At 32.7% G+C, this 22,558-nt stretch carries 15 protein-coding genes; 3 read left to right on the forward strand and 12 right to left on the reverse strand.

The genetic code is table 11. The annotated features are described in order from the left end of the window. Window positions 1-8 precede the first annotated feature (8 nt). The 10 genes from H0I32_RS12745 to H0I32_RS12790 form a co-directional block, all read right to left on the reverse strand. Entirely contained in the window at window positions 9-1,184 is a 1,176-nt protein-coding gene (locus H0I32_RS12745) for an aspartate aminotransferase family protein (protein ID WP_179313794.1), read from the reverse strand. Between the two features lie 35 nt (window positions 1,185-1,219). After that, the gene (locus H0I32_RS12750) at window positions 1,220-2,980 is read right to left on the reverse strand and encodes an OstA-like protein (protein WP_173588061.1); all 1,761 of its coding nucleotides are present in this window, start codon (window positions 2,978-2,980) and stop codon (window positions 1,220-1,222) included. 194 nt (window positions 2,981-3,174) lie between these two features. After that, window positions 3,175-4,455 carry an adenylosuccinate synthase gene (locus H0I32_RS12755; protein WP_173588062.1) on the reverse strand — a complete coding sequence of 427 codons (1,281 nt, stop codon included), beginning with the start codon at window positions 4,453-4,455 and terminating at the stop codon, window positions 3,175-3,177. Between the two features lie 12 nt (window positions 4,456-4,467). Next, window positions 4,468-4,920, reverse strand: coding sequence for a Fur family transcriptional regulator (locus H0I32_RS12760; RefSeq protein ID WP_092468045.1), 453 nt, complete (start codon window positions 4,918-4,920; stop codon window positions 4,468-4,470). Window positions 4,921-5,024: 104 nt separating this feature from the next. Continuing rightward, window positions 5,025-7,232, reverse strand: coding sequence for a RelA/SpoT family protein (locus tag H0I32_RS12765; protein WP_173588064.1), 2,208 nt, complete (start codon window positions 7,230-7,232; stop codon window positions 5,025-5,027). Window positions 7,233-7,301: 69 nt separating this feature from the next. Further along, on the reverse strand, window positions 7,302-7,655 hold the full coding sequence (locus H0I32_RS12770) for an SdpI family protein (RefSeq protein WP_179313795.1): 354 nt from the start codon (window positions 7,653-7,655) through the stop codon (window positions 7,302-7,304). A gap of 133 nt (window positions 7,656-7,788) precedes the next feature. After that, a complete protein-coding gene (locus tag H0I32_RS12775) occupies window positions 7,789-8,508 on the reverse strand; it encodes a 3-ketoacyl-ACP reductase (RefSeq protein ID WP_173588066.1) in 720 nt (239 codons plus the stop codon). Between the two features lie 154 nt (window positions 8,509-8,662). Next, the gene (locus H0I32_RS12780) at window positions 8,663-9,112 is read right to left on the reverse strand and encodes an SET domain-containing protein (protein ID WP_246293605.1); all 450 of its coding nucleotides are present in this window, start codon (window positions 9,110-9,112) and stop codon (window positions 8,663-8,665) included. 33 nt (window positions 9,113-9,145) lie between these two features. Further along, window positions 9,146-10,378 carry a M48 family metallopeptidase gene (locus H0I32_RS12785; protein WP_179313796.1) on the reverse strand — a complete coding sequence of 411 codons (1,233 nt, stop codon included), beginning with the start codon at window positions 10,376-10,378 and terminating at the stop codon, window positions 9,146-9,148. 139 nt (window positions 10,379-10,517) lie between these two features. Then, window positions 10,518-11,315 carry a TrmH family RNA methyltransferase gene (locus tag H0I32_RS12790; protein ID WP_179313797.1) on the reverse strand — a complete coding sequence of 266 codons (798 nt, stop codon included), beginning with the start codon at window positions 11,313-11,315 and terminating at the stop codon, window positions 10,518-10,520. 47 nt (window positions 11,316-11,362) lie between these two features. Here H0I32_RS12790 and H0I32_RS12795 point away from each other — a divergent pair, with 47 nt between their 5' ends. The 3 genes from H0I32_RS12795 (at window position 11,363) to H0I32_RS12805 (ending at window position 18,179) form a co-directional block, all read left to right on the forward strand. Next, entirely contained in the window at window positions 11,363-13,159 is a 1,797-nt protein-coding gene (locus H0I32_RS12795; RefSeq protein WP_179313798.1) for a T9SS type A sorting domain-containing protein, read from the forward strand. 110 nt (window positions 13,160-13,269) lie between these two features. Further along, window positions 13,270-17,265, forward strand: a complete 3,996-nt coding sequence (locus H0I32_RS12800; RefSeq protein ID WP_179313799.1) for a T9SS type A sorting domain-containing protein — start codon at window positions 13,270-13,272, stop codon at window positions 17,263-17,265. Between the two features lie 107 nt (window positions 17,266-17,372). Then, window positions 17,373-18,179 (forward strand): DUF6503 family protein, encoded by an 807-nt coding sequence (locus H0I32_RS12805; RefSeq protein WP_179313800.1) that lies wholly within the window; start codon window positions 17,373-17,375, stop codon window positions 18,177-18,179. Between the two features lie 57 nt (window positions 18,180-18,236). On the opposite strand, the gene H0I32_RS12810 is transcribed toward H0I32_RS12805, so the two are convergent. Both H0I32_RS12810 and H0I32_RS12815 read right to left on the reverse strand, forming a co-directional pair. After that, entirely contained in the window at window positions 18,237-19,547 is a 1,311-nt protein-coding gene (locus tag H0I32_RS12810; RefSeq protein ID WP_179313801.1) for an amidohydrolase family protein, read from the reverse strand. Window positions 19,548-19,559: 12 nt separating this feature from the next. Continuing rightward, window positions 19,560-22,532 carry an amidohydrolase family protein gene (locus tag H0I32_RS12815; RefSeq protein ID WP_246293606.1) on the reverse strand — a complete coding sequence of 991 codons (2,973 nt, stop codon included), beginning with the start codon at window positions 22,530-22,532 and terminating at the stop codon, window positions 19,560-19,562. Window positions 22,533-22,558 lie beyond the last annotated feature (26 nt).

The raw sequence follows: 22,558 nt of genomic DNA on the forward strand, positions 1-22,558 counted from the left end.
ATTAGTGGTTATATTGAATCTAGAATAGATTTTATGATGTTACATCCTTCTATTATTTCGTTATTTGAAATAGTGAGTGGAGGCGTAATTCGGATTGCTTTGGTTTCAAAAAGTAACCAAAACAGAATTAATCCTTCATCTTGGGCACGTAAAATAACGTCATTTGTAATATTTTCATTTTCAGTTAATGCGGCTAACATCAATCCTCGACCTCTAATTTCTTTAATGTGTTTGTGTTGAAGGTGTTTTCTAATTAATTTTTCCTTTTCTAAGGCTTCAACCATTAAATTAGATTCCGTAATTTCCTTTAATGTTGCTAGTGCTGCAGAAGCAATCAAAGGATTTCCTCCAAAGGTTGTTATATGTCCTAATTTAGGATTATCGCTTAGCGAATCCATCATTTCTTTTGAAGCTGTAAAAGCACCGATAGGTAATCCGCCTCCTAAACCTTTGCCGGTTACAACAATATCGGGTTGGCAGTTGTAATTTTCAAAACCAAATAATTTACCTGTTCTTCCTATTCCTGGTTGTATTTCATCTAATATTAAAAGTGCACCTACGGAATTGCAGCGTTCTTGTACTTTTGTTAGATAATTATCTTTTGGTTCTATAAAGCCAGCTCCTCCTTGAATAGTTTCGAGAATAACAGCAGCTGTTTGTTCCGTTATTTTATTTAAATCACTTTCAGAATTAAATTCAATATGTTTAATATCTGGTATTAGAGGTAAAAAAGGTTTTTTGCGTTCTTCATAATCCATAAGACTAAGTGAACCCATTGTGTTACCATGATAAGCTTTATTTGCCGCTATAATTTCTGAACGTCCCGTAAAGCGTCTCGCTAATTTTAAACTTCCTTCAATAGCTTCTGTACCAGAGTTTACTAAATAAGTTGCTTCTAAAGGTTCGGGTAAATATTTTGCTATTAGTTTAGATAATTCTACAGCAGGTGTCTGAATATATTCACCATAAACCATGACATGAAGATATTGATCTGCTTGTTCCTTAATGGCATTGACAACTTTGGGATTACAATGTCCTAAACTACATGCTGATACACCGGCTACAAAATCGAGATAAGCTTTGCCATTAGTATCATATATATAAGATCCTTTTGCACGACTAATTTCCATAGCTAATGGATGTGGTGTCGTTTGAGCTTGATATTTAAAAAAGTCTTGTTTCAATTTTTTGCTCTTTAGTCTCGTTACTTTTTAAGGTTTTATTCTTTTTGAGGCATTGTTTTTAAAGGTGTCGTTGTTTTCTTTTCAGGAAGATTTCGAGCAGCCTTATTTGCTTTTTCTGGTGTTTTCTTTCCTGCCTCTTCAATACGCTCATTAGTTGCATCATCTATAAAATTTTCAGACGGAACATATTCTTTTAAGCCTTCAATTATAGGTAAATCTAAAGGGGGATCGTCTTTAAATAAATCTTCAACTGATAATGGTTGTTCTTCACCTCGCCAGTCGAAACCTCTAAATTTTCTTCCGCTTTTAGGGAAATTTGAATCCGGGAAAATATTACCATCAATCTGATTTATGAAGCGAACTTCGTCAATAACTTGATCGATAATTTTAACATTAATACTTCCTGATTTTGATTTTTGAATTCCTATTAATTGCGTGTCATCATTTCTTAAATAACGAATTGTTTCTGCGTTTTTAATGATATCAATATTATAAATTTCATTGTCTTTGAATAAGCCAATTAAGCGTTGTCCTTTAATTTGATTGAACGCATTAACATCGATTGTGTCTTTACTAATTAAGAAAGCATTATCAAATACTTTTAAAGAATCGAGTTGTTCTGTTATTGGATTCGAAATTAAATGAATGGTATCTCCGGTCATTTGATTACCAATATTCCATAGTACGGGTTTTCGTTGAAGTGCAAAGGCGTCATTAGAGCTAAACCTACTAAGATTAATCATTTGAGTTATGCCTAATTTATGATCAACATGTATAGAATCTGATTTTCCTGCTAAATCACTTTTATAAAGTCGTGCATTATAATAAGCACGTGTAATTCTATTTTCAGGTTTACCTGTAACCATTAAGGTATCTGCATGCATGAAAATAGAATCTCTTTCTTGAACTGTGATTACTAATGCTCGTTTGGTAATAAACATAGAATCTTTTTCTCGCCAAACTTCTGCATAATGGCCTTTTGCAAGACTTTTATTTATAGTGTCTGTAACGGTGATATTATTTGTAGCAGAGGCGAAACTTTTAGCACGATCAAAAAATAGGCTATCTCCTTCAACGGTTCTATTGTCGTAATCTATTTTAGCATTTCGTTGAAAATTACCAACATCATTATTGGTATCATAAAAACCACGTTCACAATAAATAGTACTTGTTTCTCCAACAATAGTAGATGGCCCAAAAAGATAAGCATGTCCGTTTTCGGTAAAGAAATCTAAGCGTTCAGTGTTTAATGTATATTCAGGATTTACTAATTCTACATCATTAACAAATTGATATTTGCTATCATTCATATAATAACGACCAATCTGACTTGTAATTGTTCCAGATGAATCTCTAACAACAGTACCTCCCGTATTGTAATATGCTTGTTGTTTTATTCTATCAAAATGAAGTGTATCTGTTTTAAGTGTAGATTGTGGTTCTGTTAAAACAACATCTCCACTAGCAAATGCAAGTTGAGATATGCCGCTATACTCAACGTATTTGGCAACCATATTTATGGTATCTCCTTGTTTCATTACCACATTACTGTAAGCTTCAATAAAATCTTGATCTTCGTAATAAACAGCTTTATCGCACCACATGTTTATTCCTTTGTGGACAAAATGAACTTGTTTAGATTTATCTCTAACAAATACTTTAGCACCTTCTTCAATATTTTGGTCTGTAAATAATTGACCAGCATATTCTATGGTGATATTTTCTTTTTCTTGAGCAAAGCTAAAGCAAGCAATGGTGAAGAAAATAAGAACTAATAGATTTTTAAATTGTTTCAAGAGGCATACATTTTTCACAAAATAACACTTATTAGAATTGCTTTAGCATCTGTTAAGGTTTTTTTTAACAGAAAAGAGCTTATTTTAAAGATTATTGTAAACAAAAAAAGGTTTTTTTATAAAATATTCAAGATAAGACCTAAGATCTTTACTCTATATTTTACAAAAAAACCAATTAATTTATAGTGTTCTAATTAAACTGTTTTTCTCGTAATTGTTTGTTTACGGTCTGGTCCAACAGATACTATAGTAATAGGAAGGTTTAATTCTTTTTCTAAGAATTCAATATATCCATTTAAGTTTTCGGGTAACTCTGATGCTTCAGTCATTCCTGTTAAATCAGCAGCCCATCCTTTTATTTCTGTATATATTGGAGATACATTTTCTTCTTCAATATTATAAGGTAAATGTGTAATTGTTTCACCTTTATAGTTATATGCAGTACATACTTTTAAGGTTTCAAAACCAGAAAGTACATCACCTTTCATCATAATTAATTGTGTAACACCATTAACTTGACAAGCGTAACGTAAAGCTACTAAATCTAACCAACCACAACGTCTAGATCTTCCTGTTGTTGCTCCAAATTCTTGACCAACACGACCCATAGTTTCTCCGTCTTCATCAAATAATTCAGTAGGGAATGGTCCAGAACCAACACGCGTAGTGTAAGCTTTAAAAATTCCAAATACTTCGCCAATTTGACTCGGAGCAACACCTAAACCTGTACAAGCACCAGCGGCAGTTGTATTAGATGATGTTACGTAAGGATAAGTACCAAAATCAATATCTAATAAAGAACCTTGAGCTCCTTCAGCTAAAATTGTTTTACCAGATTGTTGTGCTTGATAAATGTATTCTTCAGAGTCAATAAATTTTAAAGACTTTAAAGTTTCTATTGCATCAAAGAAATCAGCTTCTAATTCTTTAAGATCATATTCAATATCTGCATTGTAGAATTCAATCATTGCTTCGTGCTTATCTGCTAAAGCTCTGTATTTGTCTTTGAAATCTTCTAATTCAATATCACCAACACGTATACCATTTCTACCAGTTTTGTCCATATAAGTTGGGCCAATACCTTTTAATGTAGATCCGATTTTTGCTTTTCCTTTTGAAGCTTCACTTGCAGCATCTAATAAACGATGCGTAGGTAAAATAATGTGAGCTTTACGTGAAATACATAATGATTTTGTGTAATTCACATCTTGCTCTTCAAGCTTATCTAGTTCTTTTTTGAAAATAACAGGGTCAATAACAACTCCGTTACCGACTAGATTAACTTTGTCTTCATGAAAAATACCAGATGGGATGGTATGTAATACATGTTTTTTGCCGTTAAATACTAGGGTGTGTCCTGCGTTTGGTCCACCTTGAAAGCGTGCAATAATGTCGTAATTAGAGGTAAATACATCGACAATCTTTCCTTTGCCTTCATCTCCCCATTGTAATCCAAGTAGTAAATCTACTGCCATTTTTAAATTGAGTTAGTCGTCCTTTTTACGATTACCGTAAAAATATAATGAATGATTAGTTATCTGAATATCAAAAACCTCTTCTATGGTTTTTTTTATGGATTGAATACGAGGATCACAAAATTCTATGACTTCACCTGTATCTGTAAGTATCACATGATCGTGATTTTTATCGAAATACGATTTTTCATAGTGTGCCTGACTTTGTCCAAACTGGTGTTTGCGAACCAAGGCGCATTCTAAAAGTAGCTCAATTGTATTGTAAAGTGTAGCCCTACTTACACGATAATTTTTGTTTTTCATTTTGATATATAAAGATTCAATATCAAAATGTTCTTTGTTATCGTAAATTTCTTGAAGTATAGCGTAACGCTCAGGTGTTTTTCTATGACCTTTATCTTCAAGGAATTGTGTAAATACGCGCTTTACAATTTCCTGATTACTCTCTTCTGTGGTTGCATTCATAATTAAGCGGCAAATTTAAGCAAATTTTATAGGATATGAATTATAAAAAGTAGGATAAAAAATGAAAGAAATGAACAAGTTTTAAATTAATAGTTAATAACAATTTATACCCTAGTTACTTTGTCAATTCCATTTATTTTTTTAAGGTGTTTAATTAGCTTTTTAAGCATGTCTTGATTTTTAACTTGAACGGTTATTTTTCCTGTAAAAATACCATCGTCACTAGAGAAACTTATGCTTTTCATGTTAACATGCATGTTTTCTGAAATAAGTCTAGTGATTTCGTTTACTAATCCCATATTATCTATACCAGATAAAATAATCTGTGAGGTATAAACTTGTTGTGATGAGTCTATCCATTTTGCTTGCATAATTCTGTAAGCATAATTAGATTGTAGGCTTAACGCATTAGGACAATTCATTTTATGAACTTTTAACCCATCATTAATAGTTAAAAAGCCAAATACTTTATCTCCAGGAATTGGGTTACAACAATTGGACAATGTATAGTTTAGTTTTTCTTCTTCTTTACCAAAAACTAACATATCATATTTAGAAGTTATTTCTTCTTTATGAATATCTTTCGGGACGCTAGGTTTATATATTTTATTTTTAAAATAGCTTACAAATGCATTACTTCTAGACGATGCAAATGCTTTTAATTTAGTATTGTCTATAGTACCAATACCAACTCTGTAAAATAAATCTAAAGAGGTGTTGAGTTTAAAGTGACTTACAAGTTGATTTATTGAACTTTCGTTTAATGTAATCTTAAGTTGCTTTAATTTTCGTCTTAAAATCTCTTTTCCTTCTTCTGCAATTAATTTTGTGTCTTCGTTTAAAGCCGATTTAATTTTAGTTCGTGCTCTAGCTGTGGTTGCATAATCTAACCAGTTTGTATTTGGTTTTGCATTCTCAGAAGTCATGATCTCTACACGATCACCACTTTGCAATACGTGACTCAAAGGAACTAATTTACCATTTACTTTTGCACCTCGTGTTTTTAATCCAACTTCGGTATGTATTCCAAAGGCAAAATCTAATGGTGTGGCTCCTTTAGGCAATGATTTTAAATCTCCTTTAGGCGAAAAGACAAATATTTCTTTAGAATATAAGTTAAGTTTAAACTGTTCTACAAAATCTACAGCATCTGCTTCGTTGCTTTCTAAAGCTTCTTGCAAGCGATTAATCCAAAGGTCTAAATTATCTTCTTTAGCATCTGCATTTTTGTATTTGTAGTGTGCTGCATAGCCTTTTTCAGCAATTTCGTTCATACGCATACTACGGATTTGAACTTCTACCCAACGACTTTTTGGTCCAACAACGGTAATGTGTAAGGCTTCATATCCTGTTGATTTAGGCGAAGAAATCCAATCTCTAAGTCTAATAGGATTAGGCGTAAAGTGATCTGTAACGATCGAATATATTTTCCAAGCTAAGAATTTCTCGTTAGCTGTATCGGAGTTATAAATAATTCGAACAGCAAATTTATCATATACTTCATCAAAAGAAACCCCTTGTTTTAGCATTTTTCTTCGAATACTAAAGATTGATTTTGGACGTCCTTTTATTTCATAATTTAAACCTTCTGTATTTAAAGAGTCTTCAAGAACTTTTGAAAAAGCTTTAATATAAGCGTCTTGGTCTTCTTTACTATCTTGAATTTTACTTAGTATATCATTGTAGACTTCTGGTTCTGTATATTTTAAACCTAAATCTTCTAATTCTGTTTTAATATTATAGAGTCCGATTCTGTGGGCTAAAGGGGCATAAATATATAAGGTTTCAGAGGCGATTTTAACCTGTTTGTCTGGTCGCATAGAATCCATAGTTTGCATGTTATGCAAACGATCTGCAATCTTTATAATGATAACTCTAACATCATCATTTAGCGTTAACAACATTTTTCGGAAATTCTCAGCTTGTAAAGACACATCCATGTCTTTTTTTAGCGAAGATATCTTGGTAAGTCCATCAACAATTCTCGCTACAGTTTCCCCAAATAACTGCTCCATATCATCAATGGTGTAGTTAGGATTATCCTCTACAACATCGTGAAGTAAAGCTGCAGCTATAGAAGTCGCATCCATACCAATTTCTTTAGCTACGATTCTTGCAACAGCAATAGGGTGAAAAATATACGCCTCACCAGATTTTCTTCGTTGGTCTTTGTGTGCGTCTACAGCAACGTCAAATGCATGTCGGATTAATTTTTTATCCTCATCAGTTAAAGTTTGGTAACTTACTTTTAGTAAATCTTTGTAAGCCTTAGCAATGGCTTTATTTTCTTTTTCTATAGCTTCCTCTGTCATATATCTAATGTAGTGAATCTGTTGTTAATTGGCAATAATTTTTTTGAGGATAATGAGAATAATTAAATGTTATAAATCTTTTGAGAATTTTGATTTTAATTTTTTTTCAACCATAGATATTAAAAATATTATAGCAAAAAGTAATATGCAGAAGCCTAATATGGTAGCAATATTTTCTGATGGTTGATAAATCCATCCAGTCAAAGCGATAATAGATAGTAAGGTGCCAATTTTTATCATTTTCTTAGAGGAATAGATTTGTGCAAAATCCCATCGTTCTTGATTTTTCATTGAAGCATTAGTTCTGTAGCCGTAAATGCTATTAATTGCTTTTGGTGGAAATTTGAGCATAATAAAGCCCACAATTATAAAAATAACACCTGAAGAAAAAGGAATTAGAAATAAAGGGTTTTCTGGTAGCATTTATTTTATTTAAAATTATAATGACAATTATTATGATTTAAGAACTCTAAGGTAGTTAAAATTATATGATTTATAAAAACAACAAAACCTACATAAGATGCAGGTTTTATTGTTTTTTTTATGTAAAAATAAATTATGGGTTAGTAGACCATAATGATGCGTTTGCCAACATAGCTCTTTTAGGTAATTTTAAACCAGCTACAATAAGTTCAGCAAAATCTTCGGGTTGTAAAACGCTATCCTCAGTACCTTTGCTTGCGATACCTAATTCTATAGACATATCTGAAGCAATTGTACTTGGTGTTAATGTACAAACTCTAATATTGTTTTTGCGAACCTCTTTCATCAATGATTGAGACATTCCGATTACTGCAAATTTTGATGCAGAATATGCAGAAGTTGTTGCATTTCCGTTTAATCCAGCTGTAGAAGAAACGTTTATAATTTCACCTTCGTTCTTTTCTATTAAATAAGGAAGAACTTCTTTAGTGACATAATACATACCCATAACGTTTGTTTGTATAATTTGACTCCATTGATCAGCAGGCATATCATTTAAAGTTCCAAAAGCAGCGATACCTGCGTTGTTAACTAAAATATCTATAGATCCAAGTGTTTCAACTATCGTTTTAATACTTTTTTGAACGTCTTCATAATTGGTTACATCAAATACAGAATAAATAGCATTTACACCTAAAGCTTTTATTTCAGAAACTGTTTCTTTTAAAACCGCTTCATTTCTACCTGTAATGGCAACGTCTATTCCTTCTTTTGCAAAAGCTAAGGCAGTTGCTTTTCCTAGGCCTCTTCCGCCTCCAGTAATTAGTGCTTTTTTATTTCTTAAATCAGTCATTATTTAATGTTTTAAATCCTTAGCAAAGTTAAGAAAAATGGATTGTTTATAAAGTGAAATCAGCGAGATTTACTTTAATAAATTGTTAACTTGTTTTTAGAATGTGGGTATAGAGTGATGATTAAATTATATGAATTTAGAATTTAAGTTATGATTAACTATGTTTCTCCCAATACGATTCTCCATAACCACAAAATAATTCTTCTCCAGGTTCTATGTTTCTAGAAGCTTTTATACAAACATTATAATCTTCATCTAAAGTGATTGTTGTATTGTTTTTAAATTTACTAGATGTAGATAAACCTTCAGCGTCATTAGCATATTTGGCATAACAATCTGTATGCATGCTATCCAAAATAGTATCATCTAATAGGTTGATGAAATAGCGGTCATTACCTTGTTTTGCTCTAATTGCAGCTTCTTGGTTGTTAATAATTTCACCTTTAAACAACGAAATGATTTCATCTTCATAGATTTCCATAGCTGTAAATAAACCATTACCTGCATTTTTAATTTGTGAAGGCTGAATATATAAATAATCAGACTCAGGTGCTTCAATAACATTTGTGTTTACATAAGAATATTCTGTGTCGGAGTTATTCAAGATTTTTAATTTTGAGGATCTAAATCAAGTACGTTACTTCTTCAAATTTTCAACGCGTTCTAAAAGCGTAGGATGCGAATAATGCATAAAAACATAAGCTTTATGAGGTGTTAAATTACTCAAACTATTTTTAGATAATTTCTTTAAAGACGTAATTAAAGGTTCTGCTTTATAAGTATTTTTTGCAAAATCATCAGCTTGGTATTCAAAAACACGAGAGGCGTAATTCATTATCAAACTTGTAAGTTCAGAAATAGGTGAGTAGAGCAATCCAAAAGCAATTAGTCCGACATGAAAACTTGGAACCTCTACACCAATAGCATTTGATAATAAGGGGTTAGAAATAAAGATAGATAAGATAAAAAGTGTGAATCCGGTGAGTAGGATAGAAGTCACCAAATTAAAAATGATGTGTTTCTTTTTATAATGACCAACTTCATGCGCTAAAACAGCAACAATTTCTTCATCATCTAAATCATTTACTAGAGTGTCGTAAAGCGTTACCCGTTTTTCGTTTCCAAAACCTGAAAAGTAAGCATTGGCTTTAGTGCTTCGTTTAGAACCATCAATGATAAATATTTTGTCGAGATTAAAACCAACAGATTGGGCATAAGCTGAAATTTTGTTTCGTAAGTCGCCATCTTCTAAAGGTGTTTGTTTATTAAATAGTGGTACAATAAGTTTAGAATAAAACATATTCATAAAGACAGTAAATACGGTTATAATTCCCCAAGCGTATAACCAAAATTGATTTCCTGTAAGTTGATAAAACCAAATGATTAATGAAATAATACCACCACCAATAATAGCCATCATAACTAAACCTTTCAACTTATCTAAGATGAAGAGTTTTTTTGTTGTTTTATTAAACCCAAATTTCTCTTCAATCACAAAAGTTTTATAATATGAAAATGGTGTGGTAATAATATCGCTAGCAATCATAATAATTCCGAAGAAAATTAAAGCGATAAGAATTGGGTTTTCGGTATAACTTCTGGCCATATTATCGACGTATTCAAAACCATCTAAAAGTAAAAAACTTAACGTTAAGGCAAATGAAAACAATGATGTCCAAATTCCAAATTTGTAATTAACGGTTTTGTAAGCTTGCGATTTTTTGTATGCTTCGGTATCGTAAACATCATTTAGTGTTTCAGGAATTGGGTCACTGTAATGTTTGGCATTTATAGCATCGAGGACTTTATCTTTTATAAAATTGATGATGATAATGGCTATAATGATGTAGAAAAGTATTTGTGCTGTCATTATGATGTTTTATGTGTGTTTCTGTCACTTCAAGTTAAATTCCTTTTTTAGGAATTTTGTATAGAGAAGCTTTCTAGTAATAATGGTTCTCGATACAATTTTCTTATACTTCGAAAATCATTCGAACTGACGTTTATAATTATTTAAAATCGCGTTGTCGCTTAGCTTCAAAAATAAGAATTCCTGCTGCTACAGAGACATTCATAGAGTCAATTTCGCCTTGCATAGGGATGCTAATGTTTTTGGTAGCTGCTTGTCGCCATTCTTCGGTTAAACCTGTTGCTTCTGTACCTACTACAATTGCGGTTGGTAAAGTATAATCTTGGGTATGATACGGTTCCGATTCCTGTAAAATAGCAGAAAAAATATTGAAATTATATTTTTTTAGAAAAGCAATAGCGTCTTCGCTACTTCCCATAGCAATTTTGGTGGTAAATACACAACCCACACTAGAGCGAATGATATTAGGATTGTATAAATCTGATTTAGGATTCGCAATAATCACAGCATCTACATTGGCAGCATCTGCGGTACGTAATATTGCACCAATATTCCCTGGTTTTTCGGGTGCTTCAGCTACTAATATTAATGGATTTTTGTTTTGAAGTTTTAAAGCTTCAAGTGTATGGTCTTTAGTTTTTACTACAGCGATAACACCTTCAGTAGTGTCTCTGTGTGCTAATTTTTGAAAAACCTCTTTTGAAATTTCAATACAATCTATTTCATGTTGTGATAGCGCATTGGCTTCGCTTTCTGAAAATAATTCAGGATAAAACAATAAGGTGTCAATTTTATAATTGCCTTTAATAGCAAGAGATAATTCGCGCTTCCCTTCAATTAAAAACTGTCCTGTTTTTTTACGTTGTCTCGATTTTTCTTTAAGTAAAACGAGTTGTTTTATAAGTGGATTTTGGACGCTAGATATTGATTTACCCATTATTATATTATTTAATCTATATTTGAGAAGCACAAATTTAACCTATTATGAAACAAAAACTACTTAACCTATTTCTATTCTTAATAATCAGTATAACTTCATTTGCTCAGGTGGCTAATCAACCAAATGATTACGTGGTTTGCGATGATGACAATGATGGTTTTGCTTTATTCGATTTAACTTATGTAGATGTACAAGTTTTAGGAAGTCAAAGTGCCGAAGATTATACGATAACATATCACGAAACGCAGAGTGATGCCATTAATGGAATTAATGCGCTTTATTATCTTTATGTCAATAATACTGATTGGTTACAAATTATATATGTGCGATTAGAAGATAATAATACAGGAAGTTATGATACTACTGAATTATCATTGGTTGTAAATCCAACACCTATAGTTACGGCATCAACGTCTTTGGAGTTATGTGATGATGATGCCGATGAGATTGCTGTATTTGATTTAACGATAAAAGATGCTGAGATTACCAATGGTAATACAGATTGGTCCGTGACTTATTATGAAACCAATGCAGATGCACAAGCACAGACCAACGTTATTACAAATCCAACGGCATATACAAATAATTCAGTAAATGGATATGGAGCTAATCCACAAACTTTATTTGTTGTAGTGACTGATATTAATGCAGGTTGTTTAGGTTTTACAACTTTAACTATTAGAGTATTACCAAATCCAACACCTAGTAATACAATACCAGATCTAGTTTTATGTGATGAAATTAATACAGGAGATGAAGTCGAAGTGTTTGATTTAACAGTAAATGAACTTCTTATTTTTAACGGAGAACCAGGAACATCAATTACCTATCATGTCAGTGAGTCAGACGCGTTTTCGGGTTCTAATAGTATTTCAGACCCAACGCAATTTTCTAATACAGTTTCACCACAAACTATTTATGCTAGAGTAACAAACAATACTACGGGCTGTTTTGCAGTAGTTGATTTTGATATTTATGTAGATTCGTTACCTGATTTAAATTTTGAAAGTAGTTATTCTTTTTGTGTCGGAGATACATTGGTAATAGATTCAGAACTATCTACTTTAGATTATAGTTTTCAATGGGCATTAAATGGTAATCCTATACCAGATGAAACGCAAGCGTCTCTTACAGTAACACAATCAGGTTTTTATGAAGTTTCAGTTATTTCTTTATTAGGATGTGGAACAACTATAATTTTGATTAATGTTGAAGAAATAGTTTGTACAGATAGTGATGACGATGGCGTTATTGATAGTGATGAAGATATAAATGGCAATGGAGATTTAGAAGATGATGATACCGATGGTGATAACATTCCAAATTATTTAGACAGTGATGATGACGGAGATAACGTTGCAACTATAGATGAAATTAATATTGTTTTAGGACGATCTAATAACACAATACACCAATTTGTGGATACAGATGAAGATGAGATAGAGAATTATTTAGATGACGACGATGATGGTGATGGCATTTTAACGATAGACGAAGATTATAATGATAACGGAGATCCAACGGATGATGATACAAATAGCAACACGATTCCAGATTATCTTGAAAGTTCAGTAGCTTTAAGTTTAAATGAATTTAATGTCACTCGCTTTAACATGTTCCCAAATCCAGCAAAAGAAAACGTAACCATTCAATTGGCATCGTCTTATTTTGAAACTGGAAGCGTAAATATTTACAACATTCAGGGGAAAATCATTCTTAATGATATTAAGTTAGAAACAAATGCTTCAACAATAGATATTTCAAGTTTAGAAAGCGGCTTGTATTTTGTAGAGTTGACTGTTGGAAATACATCAACGATTCAGAAATTAATTGTGAGTTAAGATGAATTGATATTTTAATAGAAAAGCTTCAGGTGTATTCTGAGGCTTTTTTTATTATCAAAAGAAATTGATATTTTCTTATATCTTTAACCACCCCAAATAACTTCATTATGAAACAAAAACTACTTTTATTTTTTATTACAATATTTTTTACGATGATTGCTTCAGCGCAATGTGATATCGTTACCCCAAATTATTATGAAGACTTTTCTGTAATACCTAATGAATGTTGGGAAGAAGCAGATAGTGGAGATGCTGAATCTGGACCTATGGATATAGGATCTGGATCTTGGTTGGCAGAAGGATTTTTAAATAATGGATTAAGTGGTGCATATCGCATAAACCTATACTTAGCTAATAAAAGTGATTGGCTTTTATCTCCAGAGTTTGATTTGTCAGGTGGTCCTTTTCAAGTGGATTTTGATTTTGGTATCATGGCATGGGATAGTAATTCCACTGCAGGTACGTTGGGATCTGATGATACGGTTCAATTGTTATTAACCAATGATGGTGGTACAACATGGATACCGCTATTAACTTATGATGAAAACTCAGAGGTATCCGTTGAAGGTGAACATCCCATTATAGATTTAACAGCTTATAGTGGTGAGATCGTTCAATTTGGAATATTAGCTTCAGAAGGCGAAATCGATGATATTGAAGATGTAGAAGTATTTGTCGATAATTTTAGAGTGAGAAATTTGATTACTTGTTTTGAGCCCATAGCGCTTAATGCTAATAATTTAAACTTTACTTCGGCAGATATAAGCTGGGAAGAACAAGGAACAGCAACCTCGTGGAATATAGAATATGGCGTTGCAGGCTTTACACTAGGAACAGGAACCATGATTAATGGGCTTACTGAAACATTTTATAGTGTAACAGACTTAACTAATAATACTGAATACGATTATTATGTACAATCGGTATGTGGCGAAGAAAATTCAAACTTTGCAGGACCGTTTACATTCGCAACAGCACTTCAAACAAATATAGTGATAGATTGTGTTGGAGACGGTTCACTTACTCAAGATTACTGTTACGGTGATGGTGGGGCAACAGATCCAATCATACTTACTTACACAAGTGCAGATGGTACGCCACTTAATTTAACCTTTAATTCTGGTAGTGTAGAAACTGCATGGGATGAGTTAGTGGTATTAGATTCTAATGGTGTACCATTTCCAGGTTATGCCGCAGAAGATGAAAATTACGGAAACGGAGGTGATATCGGTGGACTTACCTTTCAATCTACAGGAGATTCCATTTCATTTTATATTAATTCGGATGCTTCTTGGAGTTGCCAAAGTAGTAATTCTAGTGTGTCACAAGGTATTAATTATACGGTTTCTTGTGCTACATGCATTAATCCAGGAGTGACATTTGAAGCGGTTAATGATTGTGAAAATGGAGAGCAATTTTTAATCGATGTAGATGTGACGAGTTTGGGTGATGCCACTTCACTAACAATTTCAAATAATAATAATGAAGAAACAACGTCTGTAACAGCAACAGGAGTGTATCAAATAGGTCCTTTTCCTTTTTTAGTTGATGTAATTGTTACCGTGGACAATGACCAAGATGAAACTTGTAGTGTCAATAGCTCAATCATTCAAGTTTTAGGTTGCCCTCCTTCTAATGACGAATGTGGTGCGGCGATTGTTGTACCTGTTAATAGTGGAATATCTTGTGATGTTTTAACTTCTGGTACTATAAATTTAGCTACGGATTCTGGTGTTTCAAATTACAATTGTCCTGGAGTACCAAACGACGATGTCTGGTTTTCTTTTACAGCTTTATCTGAAATACAAAATATTTTAATCCAAAATATAGCAGGAGGGACCTATAATTTAAACCTAACACTATTCGAGGGAACTTGTGGAGCATTGACAGAATTAAGTTGTTCTGAAAGTACATCTATTGTTGCTCAAAATTTAATTATTGGAAACACATATTATGTAAGAGTTTTCTCGGCAGATATGGTGTCCGAAACCTCTACTTTTGAATTGTGTATAAAAGAGGCCGTTGCAAATACTGTATGTGAAAGTGCAGTAGCATTTTGCTCTAATGGTAATGAAATTACAACACCTAATATTACAGGAGTACCGAGTTCTTATAGTATGTCTTGTTTAGCTTCAGCACCAAACCCATCTTGGAATATTCTTCAAATTGATGATGACGGAGCTATTGAAATTGAAATTAGTCAGTTAAGCACTGAAGGCACTAATTTAGATGTTGATTTTGTATTGTTTGGGCCTTTTGACTCGGTAGATTATGCATGCGACGAAATAGTTGAAGGTTGTACTTCATGTCAAAATATTATCGATTGTAGTTATTCAGTATCTTCAGTAGAAAACTTCACGATTACTAATGCATTATCAGATGAAATTTATATTCTTCTAACCACTAATTATTCCGACCAGGAAGGGACTACATATATTAGTCAAACTAATTTTGGTCAACCTGATTCGGGATCTTTAAAGGCAGATTTTGAAATCGATTTAGGGACTGATCAAAATTTATGCGGTGTAAACGCTTATCAATTAGATGCAACAACACAATTTGGTAATAGTTATCAATGGTATTCTGACGGTTTTTTAATTCCGGAGGAAACTAATGCTACACTGACGGTTACGGAAAGTGGCACATATAGTGTTGTTGTAAATAATGACTTATGTTCCTCAAGTTCTACCGATGACATTATCATAACATTTAATAACTGTGACGATGTGGGCTTAATCAATGTGTCTGCTTTTTATGATGATAACGAGAATACTGTTTTCGATTCAAATGAAACCCATTATGCAAATGGTTATTTTACGTATGAAGCCAATAACGATGGTATAATTAATGCAGTAGCATCTTCTACAGGAAACTTTACTATTGCGAGTTATGACGACACCGATACTATTGATATCAATTATTATTTCTATGATGAATATAGTGATTGTTATGATGTTTCTATAGCATCATTTCAAGATATCACTGTGTTAAATGGAGAAGATATAGCTGTAGAATTTCCAATTGTAGACGAGCAAAGTTGTGAAGATATTTCGGTGTATCTTATAAATGAACAATCTCCAAGACCAGGTTTTGCACATACTAACTATTTAATAATACAAAATTTAGGTTTAACAACAACTTCAGGTACTATTAATTATAGCTTAGATTCAAATCTTAGTATCAGTTATATAAGTACAAATAGTAATTATACAACTACACTAAATGCCGATGGTTTTAGTCTCGATTTTGTTAATTTATTACCTCAACAAACGATAATTGTGAATGTAAATTTACAAACTGCAACCTCTGCGAACCTTGGTGATTTAGTTACCACCACGGCAACGTATACAACGTCTTCGAATGATATAGTTTCAGAGAACAATGAATCTTCTGTTACCGAAGAAGTCATCGGTTCTTACGATCCTAACGATAAAATGGAATCCCATGGAAAAGATATTTTGTTTGATGATTTTGCAGCATCAGATGAATATTTGTATTACACCATTCGTTTTCAAAATGTGGGTACAGCAGAAGCTATCAATGTTAGAATTGAAGATGTTTTAGATACACAATTAGATGAATCGACTTTTCATATGTTACGTTCAAGTCATAACTATGTGGTTACGAGAACAGATCGTAATCTAGAATGGAATTTTGATAACATCAACTTACCAGCAGAACAAGATGATGAAGCAGGCAGTAATGGTTATGTGTATTTTAAAATAAAACCAAATACAGGTTATGCTATTGGTGATGTCATTGAAAATACAGCAGCTATTTATTTCGATTTTAATGAACCTATTATCACCAATACGTTTCAAACTGAATTTGTAGAAACCTTATCTGTAAATGGTTTTGATAGTAATAGTTTTAGTCTCTTTCCTAATCCAGCAAAAGAAAACGTCACCATTCAATTGGCATCGTCTAATTTTGAAACTGGAAGCGTAAATATTTACAACATTCAAGGAAAAGCAATTTTGAAACCTGTTAATTTTGAAGGAAATTCTTCGATTTTAGATATTTCTAGTTTAGAAAGTGGCTTGTACTTTGTAACGTTGACTGTTGAGAATTCTGTAATGATTCAAAAGTTAATTGTGGATTAATTAGGTTGAAAACTTATTTTAAATGAAAAGCTTCAAGTAATTCTTGAGGCTTTTTTTGTAATGCTTTAAAATAAATTTCGTCAAAGACGTCAACTTAAAACTCTATTATGAAAAAAACAATTTACGTATTCCTTTTAGCTGTATTTGCAATGGCTTGCAAAAATGAAACAAAACAAGATGCAACAAAGTCTGTTGAAGTTGAAAAAATGACAACAGAAGATGTGAGCACAAGTATCTATCCAGAATCTATAACTAAAGTTTTTGATGCACATGGTGGTATTGATACTTGGAATAAAATGGAAACGCTTTCTTTTTCTATAACAAAACCTACAGGAATAGAAAAGACGACCAAAGATTTAAAAACTAGAGCAGAATTAATAGACACACCAACATATACACAAGGATTTGATGGTGAAACCCTTTGGATTAATGAAAAAGATGGTAATGCATATAAAGGAAAACCTCAATTTTATAAAGGTTTAATGTTTTATTTCTACGGAATGCCTTTCGTTTTTGGTGATGATGGAGTGTCTTATAAAGAAACGGAGCCATTAGTTTTTGAAGGAAAAACATATCCAGGAATTCTAATTTCTTTTGAAGCTGGAGTAGGAGAGTCTTCAGACGATCAGTATAAGATTTTTTATGATGCAGAAACAGGCCAAATGCAATGGTTGGCTTATACGGTTACTTTTGGAAAAGCAGAAGGAAATCCAGATTTTCATTTTATCAGATATAATAATTGGCAAAGTGTTAATGGTTTAGTGATACCTAAAAGTATAGATTGGTATAACGTTGAAAACAACTTGCCAACTGAAAAAAGAAATACAGTTGAATTTACAGATGTAATGCTTTCTGAAAAAACATTAGATAAATCAATGTTTTCAAAACCAGAAAGTGCTAAGGTTATAGATTAGTAATATTAATATTTATAAAGCATAAAAAAAGCGAGCCATTTGGCCCGCTTTTTTTTATTAATCTACTTGACTAGGTTTCTCAGAATAGCGTTTCCAAAGTTCCGTTTGGTGTGTTTCTAAACTTAGCTCTCTACCATCTATAAATGCTTTGGTTAAAATATTGGTTCGCATATCTAGCGCGTCACCTTCACTTATAAAAAGAGTAGCACTTTTTCCAACTTCTAAAATTCCGTATAAATCATCTATACCCATTATTTTTGCAGGGTTTTCTGTAATGAGTTGTAAAGCTTGTGCCTTAGTTAAGCCATGAGCAACCGTTGTACCTGCATAAAACGGAAGATTTCGAGAATTCATACGTTCCATTTGTCCGCTCGGTTCTAAAGCGACTAAAACACCAGCGTCGACTAGTTTTTTTGCCAATTTGTAAGGTAAGTCATAATCGTCATCTTCTAATTCAGGTCTAGAGTGTACACGTCTTAAAAATACAGATACCTCATTTTGTTTTAAAAACTCAGCTAAATTTCCAGATTGATAAGCACCAACAATAGTGATATGAGCCACATTTTGAGATTTTGCAAAGTTTACAGCATCTGTAATGGCTTTTTCATCATTGGCATTGATGTATAGATGTTTAGAACCATCAAACAAACCAGCCATAGCTTCATAAGGTAAATGACGTTCGGCTTTACTACCGTTGTTATAGCTTTTAGATTCGTTAAAGTAATCGTTTAGTTCTTTAACTTGTTTGGCGTAATCGTCATTCGGTTTTAAACCTGGATCTTCTCCCAACCATCTGCGGCCACGTCTAAATGTACTTGGCCAATTAATGTGAATACCCTCATCTAATTTAATGGCTGCATCTTCCCAGTTCCAAGCATCATATTGCACTACAGATGAGGTTCCTGAAATTCGTCCACCTCTCGGTACAACTTGCCCAAGCAATACACCATTTGGTCGCATAGATTCTGTGACTTTAGATTCCGTATTATAGGCAATAATACTCCTTATATGTGGATTAAAAGTTCCCATTTCAGATAAGTCATTAGAGGCTTTTACGGCATCTACTTCTACTAATCCTAAGGTTCCATTTGCAACAATAAATCCGGGGTAAACATGCTTGCCTTTTCCATCAATAATATCCATAGCTTGTTTGGTCAGTGGCGTAGAAGCCTCAGGTCCTATGGTTATAATTTTACCATTACTGACTACAATAATGCTATTTTCTATAACCGTACCATTTCCTATATGAGCTGTGGCTCCAACAATAGCAAAATCTTTAGTTTGCTTTGGTGCTGGTGTTTGTTGTGCGAATCCTAATGAGATACACAACAAAAACAATAAGGTGTTTATTTTATTTAAGTTTTTCATTTTTAAATAGTTTTAGTTGTGAGAATCCATAGAGTCACAATGTAAATCGTGATGCTCTTTTTTCTTAATAGGTTGCGTTTTTACACCTTTGTTTTTATCTTGAAGCATCAAATTAATAAGCTCACTTTTTTCTTTTTTAATAGCGTCTCGCATTTGCATATCTTTTTCTAAATCAAAATAGGTAACACCTTCAATAATTGTTTTTTCAGCTTTAGCATAGATAGATAATGGGTGGTCTGTCCATAAAACCACATCAGCATCTTTTCCTACTTTAAGACTACCAACTCTGTTATCAAGATGTAAAAGTTTTGCCGGATTTAAAGTCACAAATTTCCAAGCCTCTTCTTCACTAACGCCTCCGTATTTTACAGATTTAGCAGCTTCTTGGTTTAATCGGCGAGACATTTCAGGATCATCACTATTAATTGCTACTGTAATCCCTGCGTTATGCATAATGGCAGCATTGTACGGAATAGCATCATTTACTTCGTATTTATAAGCCCACCAATCACTAAATGTAGATCCGCCTGCGCCATGAGCTTTCATTTTATCTGCTACTTTATAACCTTCAAGAATGTGTGTGAAAGTATTGATTTTAAAATCGAATTGATCTGCAACTTTCATCAACATATTAATTTCACTTTGTACGTAAGAATGACATGAAATAAAACGCTCACCGTTTAAAATTTCGGCAAGTGTCTCCATTTCTGCATCGTATCTATAAGGTTTGTCGCTTTTCTTTAATGCATCATAAGCTTTGGCTCGTGTAAAATAATCAATAAAAACTTGTTCTACACCCATACGAGATTGAGGAAAACGTGCATTGGTGCTATAGCGAGATTGTTTTACGTTTTCTCCTAAAGCAAATTTTATAAACTTAGGTGAATCATCATAAATTAAACCATTTGCTGTTTCTCCCCATTTTAATTTAATAATAGCAGAGCGACCTCCAATAGGATTTGCTGAACCATGTAAAACTTGAATAGAAGTTACGCCACCTGCTAAATTGCGATAAATATTAATGTCTTTTTCGTCTAAAACATCTTCAATCGTTACTTCTGCAGAAGAATTCTGACCACCTTCGTTTATAGATGAAGTTGCAATATGCGAGTGCTCATCAATGATACCTGCAGTAATGTGTTTTCCTGTAGCATCAATAACTTTTGCATTTCTACTAGAAAGATCTTTACCTATTTTTGAAATCTTTCCGTCTTTAATTAAAACATCTGTATTTTCTAAAACCCCCTCTTTTTCATTGGTCCAAACGGTCGCGTTTTTAAATAGTAAAGTTTCAGATTTTGGTTGTTCTGTAAATCCATAAGCTAAATTAGGATATGTTATAGGGTACATTGAAGCTTTGTTAACAGTTTCATCCTTCTTTGCTTTAGCCCCTTTTTTGTCTGCTGCTTCTTTATCTTTTTTAAGGGCAACAAAAGAAATTTCATTACCATCTGGTAATATTGCTTTTCCATTTAAGGTTTTTAGATTCGTAATTTTAGCGACAACTCTAGTATATTCATTTTTAGTACTATCAGTTGTTTTAAATGTAAGATTTAGCCAATCGTCTGAATAATTGATTTTTGTGCCTAAATTTTTGTCATTGCTTTCAAGTTTAGCTTTAGGCTTACTTGTACTTCCAGAGATGGATAGCTTAAAATCACTTCCTGCAAGTTTAAAGGTGTAATCTCCATCAATATCTTTAGTATTTATATCTTCAAGAATATTTGCTTCTCCTTGTACCCAATTTTCATAAAGCTTTGTTTTCTTTTCAAAAATATCACCATCTGTAATTAAGAAATTAGCGTAACTTCCTGTTTTTAAAGTTCCTAAAAGATCAGATTTCCCTAATAATGCAGCAGGAACTGTAGTTAATGCCTCAAGTGCTTTTTGTTTAGATAATCCACTTTCAATCGCTTTTATTAAGTTAGAAGAAAATGATTTAGTAGATTTTAATCCGTGTGTTGTTAAAGCAAATTTAATTCCGTTTTCTGCTAATAATCCTGGATTGTGTGGTTCCTGATTCCAAGCACGCATATCACTTAACGTTAATGTGCTTGCTAAAAATGGATCGTCAACATCATAAGCGAGTTTAAAATTGATAGGTAAAATAATTGTAGCATTTGTGCCCTTAACTTCATCAATACGTTCATATTCATCACCACCACCAAGAATAGTGTATTGAATATTAAATGCATCACCCACTTTGTCAGCTCGCATTAAGTTTGCTCTGCTGCCTGCTTCAAAAATTTGAAGTAAGTTTTTATGGGCATTTAAAGCTTCTAGAGACAAATCTTTAGTGTCAATGTGGCCTGCTTCGTACCATTTGGCATCACTATACATCTGGCGTAATAAGGCCATACTTCCCATAATAGAAGAAGGATAACGTTGTTGTGACTTCACACTTTTGCTGAATGATAAATGCTGCGATGCTTTGCTATCTATAATTCGCATAGAATTATCTGCATTATTATTCAGAGCAATTAAAGCTCCTGTACCACGAACAACACCATCTGGCATATGTGTATTTACCACTCCAAAACCTAATTTTTGTAATTCGGTTGCTGTTTTTTCATCGTATTTAAAACTCGTCATTACGTCTTGTTCTGGCATAATGTGGTCATTCCAATAAAAACCACTTCTGCTCGGGCCATATTGTGGTCCGTTACCACCTCGTTTGGGTTTTTCGACACCAAATGTGGTATGTAAATCAATAAAAGAAGGGTAAATCGTTTTTCCTGAAAGATCTATTTTAGTTGTGTTTTTAGGAATATTTACAGATTTCCCTACGCTAACCACTTTTCCATCTTTAATAAGAAGTGTAGCGTTGTCAATAGTTTCGGTTGGTGATACGTGAATTGTTGCATTAGTAAAAGCCGTATAGTTAGTGTTTTTGGCTATTACTCCAGTATTACTAGGAAAGTAATCTTGTGCAAATAATGAAAAACTGCACATGAAAATGAGCAGCCGTAAATGTACTTTAATCATATTGTGGCTGGTTTTGTTAGAATTTT

It is taken from the genome of Winogradskyella sp. HaHa_3_26 (assembly GCF_019278425.1).
In the GTDB taxonomy this organism is placed as follows: Bacteria; Bacteroidota; Bacteroidia; order Flavobacteriales; family Flavobacteriaceae; genus Winogradskyella; species Winogradskyella undariae.